Source organism: Natrinema soli (assembly GCF_028618695.1).
Map to the genome: position 1 here is coordinate 1 of NZ_JAQIVI010000419.1, position 6,052 is coordinate 6,052.

General features: G+C 65.9%; 7 protein-coding genes. All 7 read left to right on the top strand.

The annotated features are described in order from the left end of the window. On the top strand, positions 1-1,324 hold a 1,324-nt coding region (locus PGX04_RS22905; protein WP_273740627.1), incomplete at its 5' end, for a thiamine pyrophosphate-binding protein. Then, a complete protein-coding gene (ilvN, locus tag PGX04_RS22910) occupies positions 1,321-1,998 on the top strand; it encodes an acetolactate synthase small subunit (protein ID WP_273740628.1) in 678 nt (225 codons plus the stop codon). The genes PGX04_RS22905 and ilvN, both read left to right, overlap by 4 nt. Further along, on the top strand, positions 1,991-3,046 hold the full coding sequence (gene ilvC / locus PGX04_RS22915) for a ketol-acid reductoisomerase (protein WP_273740629.1): 1,056 nt from the start codon (positions 1,991-1,993) through the stop codon (positions 3,044-3,046). The genes ilvN and ilvC overlap by 8 nt, the downstream gene beginning before the upstream one ends. 19 nt (positions 3,047-3,065) lie before the next feature. After that, positions 3,066-3,356 (top strand): DUF7989 family protein, encoded by a 291-nt coding sequence (locus PGX04_RS22920; protein WP_273740630.1) that lies wholly within the window; start codon positions 3,066-3,068, stop codon positions 3,354-3,356. Then, a complete protein-coding gene (leuC, locus tag PGX04_RS22925; RefSeq protein ID WP_273740631.1) occupies positions 3,353-4,774 on the top strand; it encodes a 3-isopropylmalate dehydratase large subunit in 1,422 nt (473 codons plus the stop codon). Before PGX04_RS22920 ends, leuC begins: the two co-directional genes overlap by 4 nt. Beyond that, positions 4,771-5,406: a 3-isopropylmalate dehydratase small subunit gene (gene leuD, locus PGX04_RS22930; protein WP_273740632.1), complete on the top strand. Its 636-nt coding sequence runs from the start codon at positions 4,771-4,773 to the stop codon at positions 5,404-5,406. The genes leuC and leuD overlap by 4 nt, the downstream gene beginning before the upstream one ends. A 191-nt stretch (positions 5,407-5,597) precedes the next feature. After that, a partial coding sequence (locus PGX04_RS22935; protein ID WP_273740633.1) for a DMT family transporter occupies positions 5,598-6,052 on the top strand: 455 nt, incomplete at its 3' end.

Genomic DNA, 6,052 nt, shown 5'->3' on the forward strand with positions numbered 1-6,052 from the left:
GATCACGAAGGACAACACCTTCGCGAGCGACTCGGATCGCGTCGGCAGCGACGTCAGCGAGGCGTTCGCGCTCGCCGGCGCGGGCCGGCCGGGACCGACCCTGGTCGACCTGCCGAAAGACATCACGAACGGCGAGACCGACCACGAGCCCGACGATCCGAAGGTTCCTGACACCTATCAGGTGCAGGAACGAGCGGATCCGGAGATCGTCGCGGCCGCGGCCGAGCGGATCGAGAACGCCAACCGCCCCGCCATGTTGCTCGGCGGCGGCGTCATCAAGGGCGAGGCCAGCGAGGCCTGCCGCGAGTTCGCCATCGAACACGAGATCCCGGTCATCACCACGATGCCCGGCATCGGCGCGTTCCCCGAGGATCACGAACTCTCCCTCGAGATGGCGGGCATGCACGGCACCGGCTACGCCAACATGGCGATCACTCACTGCGACACGCTGATCGGGATCGGGACCCGATTCGACGACCGACTGACCGGCGGAATCGAGACCTTCGCGCCCGACGCGGAGCTCATCCACGTCGACATCGACCCCGCGGAGATCTCGAAGAACATCCACGCGGACTACCCGCTGGTCGGCGACGCCGAAACGGTCGTCGAGCAGCTTTCCGAGGCCGTCGACTCCTCGCCGGAAGCCACGAAGTGGCGCGCGCAGTGCCAGCAGTGGAAATCCGACTACTCGATGGCGTACGACGCGCCCGAGGACGAACCGGTCCAGCCGGAGTTCGTCGTCGAAGCGCTCGACGAGGCTACGAGCGACCGAGCGATCGTCACCACCGGCGTCGGCCAACACCAGATGTGGGCCTGTCAGTACTGGACCTACACCGAGCCCCGCACCTGGGTCTCGAGTCACGGGCTCGGGACGATGGGCTACGGGCTGCCCTCGGCGATCGGCGCGCGGATCGCGGCCGACGACGATCAGGAGGTCGTCTGCATCGACGGCGACGGCTCGTTCCTGATGACGCTGCAGGGACTGTCGGTCGCCGTCCGCGAGAACCTCGACATCACGGTTGCCGTGCTCAACAACGAGTACATCGGCATGGTTCGACAGTGGCAGGACGCCTTCTTCGACGGCCGTCACTCCGCGTCGGACTACCACTGGATGCCCGAGTTCGACAAGCTCGCGGAGGCCTTCGGTGCGAGCGGCTTCCGGATCGACGACTACGACGACGTCGCCGAAACGATCGACGCCGCGATCGCCTACGACGGCCCGTCGGTGATCGACGTTCATATCGATCCCGACGCCAACGTCTATCCGATGGTGCCGAGCGGCGGCGACAACGGCCAGTTCGCACTGGCGGAGGACCAGCTATGAAGCGCGGACTGGGCGGGCCCGAGCCAGACGAGCGACCGACCCCCGCGGGACGGCGCAACAAACAGGGCATTCGCATCGACCCGGAGGTCGAGGTGACCCACGAGCCCCGGCGCACCGTCATTTCGGCGCTGGTCGAACACGAACCGGGCGTCCTCTCGGACGTCTCGGGACTGTTCTCGCGGCGGCAGTTCAATATCGAGAGCCTGACCGTCGGCCCCACGGAAGACGACGATCACGCGCGAATCACGATCGTCGTCGAGGAACCCGATCCGGGGATCGATCAGGTCGAAAAGCAACTGCGCAAACTGGTGCCGGTCATCTCCGTGCGCGAACTCGAGCCCGACGCGATGCGTCGGGAACTGGCGCTGATCAAGGTCGACGCCGATCGACCCGGCCAGGTCGCCGCCGTTGCGGACATGTACAACGCCAAGACGGTCGACTCGAGTCCGGAGACGGCGACGATCGAAGTGACCGGCGCGCGCCAGAAGATCGAGGCCGCGATCGACACCTTCAGCCAGTTCGGGATCAGAGAGATTTCCCGGACCGGGACGACGGCGCTGGCCCGCGGTACCGACGACACCGCCGCATCCACGCTGGCAGCCACCGCAGACGCATCGGCCGCCGACGAGGCGAACTACGACGGAGAATACACAGAGACAGCTACCGATGACTGACGAATTCACCACCGACATCTACTACGACGACGACGCAGACGTATCGACGCTCGACGACGAGACCGTAGCCGTCCTCGGCTACGGAAGCCAGGGCCACGCTCACGCACAGAACTTGGACGACAGCGGCGTCGACGTGGTCGTCGGCCTGCGCGAGAGTTCGTCGTCGCGTTCGGCCGCAGAAGCCGACGGGCTGACCGTCGAGACGCCGGCCGACGCGGTCGCACAGGCGTCCTACGTCTCCGTGCTCGTGCCCGATACCGTCCAGTCAGACGTCTACGAGAACGCCATCAAACCGAACCTCGAGGCGGGGGACACGCTGCAGTTCGCCCACGGGCTGAACATCCACTACAGCCAGATCGAGCCGCCGGCAGACGTCGACGTGACGATGGTCGCACCCAAGAGCCCGGGCCACCTCGTCCGGCGCAACTACGAGAACGACGAGGGCACGCCCGGCCTGCTCGCAGTGTACCAGGACACCACCGGCGACGCTGACGATCGCGCGCTGGCGTACGCGAAGGCGATCGGCTGCACTCGAGCGGGCGTCATCGAGACGACGTTCCAGGAGGAGGTCGAGTCCGACCTCTTCGGCGAGCAGGCCGTCCTCTGTGGCGGCGTCACCGCGCTGGTCAAACACGGCTACGAAGCGCTCGTCGACGCCGGCTACTCGCCGGAAATCGCCTACTTCGAGTGCCTCAACGAGCTCAAACTGATCGTCGACCTGATGTACGAAGGCGGAAACATGGAGATGTGGAACTCCGTCTCCGACACCGCCGAGTACGGCGGTCTCACCCGCGGCGACCGCATCGTCGACGACTCCGTGCGCGAGAACATGGACGAGGTGCTCGCGGAGATTCAAGACGGCGAGTTCACGCGCGAGTGGATCCTCGAGAACCAGGCCGGGCGTCCGAGCTACAACCAGCTCCGAGCGGCCGAGCAGGACCACGAGATCGAGGAGGTCGGCGAGCGACTGCGCGACCTGTTCGCCTGGGCCGAGGAAGACGAGACCGAAGACGAAGCGGAGTCCGCCACGGTGCAGGCGGACGACTAACACCGGAACCCGAGCAACCATGAGCGAAAACGACAAGACGACGGACACGATGGGCGAGATCAGCCACACGAATCCCCACACGGGGGAGACGGCTGGCCGGCTGTTCAGCCGCGGGCCGATCGTCGCCGCCGACGGCGGCACGTCGGAGACGACCGAGGCTGACGGAGCGGACGAGAGTACCGACACGAACGGAACGATGAGCGACGTCGACCACACGCCGCCGAAGCGGGCCGACGACGCGAACCGCGTCTTCGAGCGCGGGACCGAACACGGACGCCAGTCCGATAGCGATACGGTAGTAGAGGAATGAGCAAGGGCACACTGTACGACAAGGTCTGGGATCGCCACAAAGTCACGACGTTGCCGACCGGACAGGATCAGCTGTTCGTCGGGCTCCACCTCATCCACGAGGTCACGAGCCCGCAGGCGTTCGGGATGCTCCGCGAGCGCGACCTCGAGGTCGCCTTTCCGGAACTGACCCACGCGACGGTCGACCACATCGTGCCGACGGCCGACCAGTCCCGCCCCTACGAGGAGGACGCGGCCGAGGAGATGATGGCCGAACTCGAGGCAAACGTCCGCGACGCGGGCATCGAGTTCTCGGACCCGACGACGGGCGATCAGGGGATCGTCCACGTCATCGGACCGGAGCAGGGGATCACCCAGCCCGGCAAGACGATCGTCTGCGGGGACTCCCACACCTCGACCCACGGCGCCTTCGGCGCGCTCGCGTTCGGCATCGGGACCTCCCAGATCCGCGACGTGCTCGCGACGGGCACCGTCGCCATGGAGAAACAGAAGGTCCGCAAGATTCAGGTCGACGGCGAACTCGGCGACGGCGTCGAAGCGAAGGACGTCATCCTCGAGATCATCCGCCGGCTCGGCACCGAGGGCGGCGTCGGCTACGTCTACGAGTACGCCGGCGAGGCCATCGAGAGCCTCGGGATGGAAGGGCGGATGTCTATCTGTAACATGTCCATCGAGGGCGGCGCTCGAGCGGGCTACGTCAACCCCGACGAGACCACCTACGAGTGGCTCGAGCAGACCGACTACTTCCAGGAGAACCCCGAGACGTTCGACGAACTCAAACCCTACTGGGAGTCGATCCGCTCCGACGCGGACGCCGAATACGACGACGTCGTCCACATCGACGCGAACGAACTCGAGCCGGTCGTCACCTGGGGGACCACGCCCGGGCAGGGAGTTGGAATCTCCGATCCGATTCCAGAACCGGAGTCGCTGCCGAAGGAGAAGCAGGACACGGCCCGACGCGCGCAGGAACACATGCGCGTCGAGCCCGGCGAGACGATGGAGGGATACAATATCGACGTCGCCTTCCTCGGCTCCTGTACGAACGCCCGCCTGCCGGACCTGCGACGCGCCGCTCGGATCGTCGAGGGCCGCCAGGTCGACGACGACGTCCGCGCGATGGTCGTCCCCGGCAGCCAGCGCGTACAGCGGACCGCCGAGGAGGAAGGCCTCAAGGACACCTTCGAGGAAGCCGGCTTCGAGTGGCGAAACGCCGGCTGTTCGATGTGTCTCGGCATGAACGAGGATCAACTCGAGGGCGACGAGGCCTGTGCCTCCTCCTCGAACCGGAACTTCGTCGGCCGACAGGGATCGAAGGACGGACGGACCGTGCTGATGAGTCCGCGGATGGTCGCCGCGGCGGCGATCACCGGCGAGGTCTCTGACGTGCGCGATCTGAAGGAGGTGAATCTGGCATGACGGATGAAGTCGAAATTCCCGAGGTCAACTACGTCTCCGGTACCGGCGTCCCGATCCGGGGTAACGACATCGACACCGATCAGATCATCCCCGCGCGGTTCATGAAGGTCGTCACCTTCGACGGACTGGGCGAGTTCGCGTTCTTCGATCTGCGGTTCGACGACGACGACAACCAGAAGGAGCATCCGTTCAACGAGAACCGCTACCAGGACTCCTCGGTGATGGTCGTCAACAGCAACTTCGGTTGTGGCTCCTCGAGAGAGCACGCGCCCCAGGCCCTGATGCGCTGGGGGATCGACGCGATCATCGGCGAGAGCTTCGCCGAGATCTTCGCGGGCAACTGTCTGGCACTGGGCATTCCGACCGTCACGGCCGACAGCGAGACGATCGAGGAACTTCAGGACTGGGTCGACGCGAACTCCGACGGCGAGATCGACATCGACATCGAAGCGGAGACCGTCACCTACGGCGAGGAGACGATCGACGTCACCGTCGACGACGCCCAGCGAAAGGCGCTCGTCGACGGCGTCTGGGACACGACGGCGCTGATGAAGTCCAACGCCGGCGCGGTCCGCGAGACGGCTCGAGAACTGCCGTACGTCGACGATGCGGCGATCCCCGAAGCCGAGTGAGAGCTCCGTTTTCGATGTAGTTTCGACCGTTCACTGCGTTCGGTCGCATCCTTCGTTTCACCACGAGCCGTCCGTATCCGAGCCGTCCGTATCGTCCTCGAGCACCCGATCTGCACCCTGTTGCCACACCGGAAGCGGCAGGAACCCACCGAAAGCGCGAGATATTTCGGAGACTGACGGCTATATTCCCCATGTCTCGCGCTCTCGATGCGTCGCTTTTCGCGTTGCTGGCCGTTCTCTGGGGCTTTTCCTTTCCCGCGATTTCGATCGGCCTCGAGCACCTGCCGCCGCTGTTGTTCGCGGCCGCCCGGTACGATATCGCGGCGGCCCTACTGCTAGCCGCGGCCATCGTTCGGGTCGACAAGTGGCGGCCGACCGCGCGGAACGACCTCGCGGCCGTCGCGGGCGGTGGCATCTTCCTCATCGCCGGTAACGGACTGCTGTTTCTCGGTCAGCAGACGGTTCCGAGCGGCGTCGCCGCGATCTTGCAGGGACTGATTCCGATCATCACCGCACTGTGGGCGATCCCGCTGCTGGGTGAACGGCTCTCGCCGCTCGGGGCCGTCGGTGCCGCCATCGGCTTTCTGGGGGTCGGCCTCGTCGTCCAGCCCGATCCGGGAAACCTGCTGGCGGGCGACACCGCCGC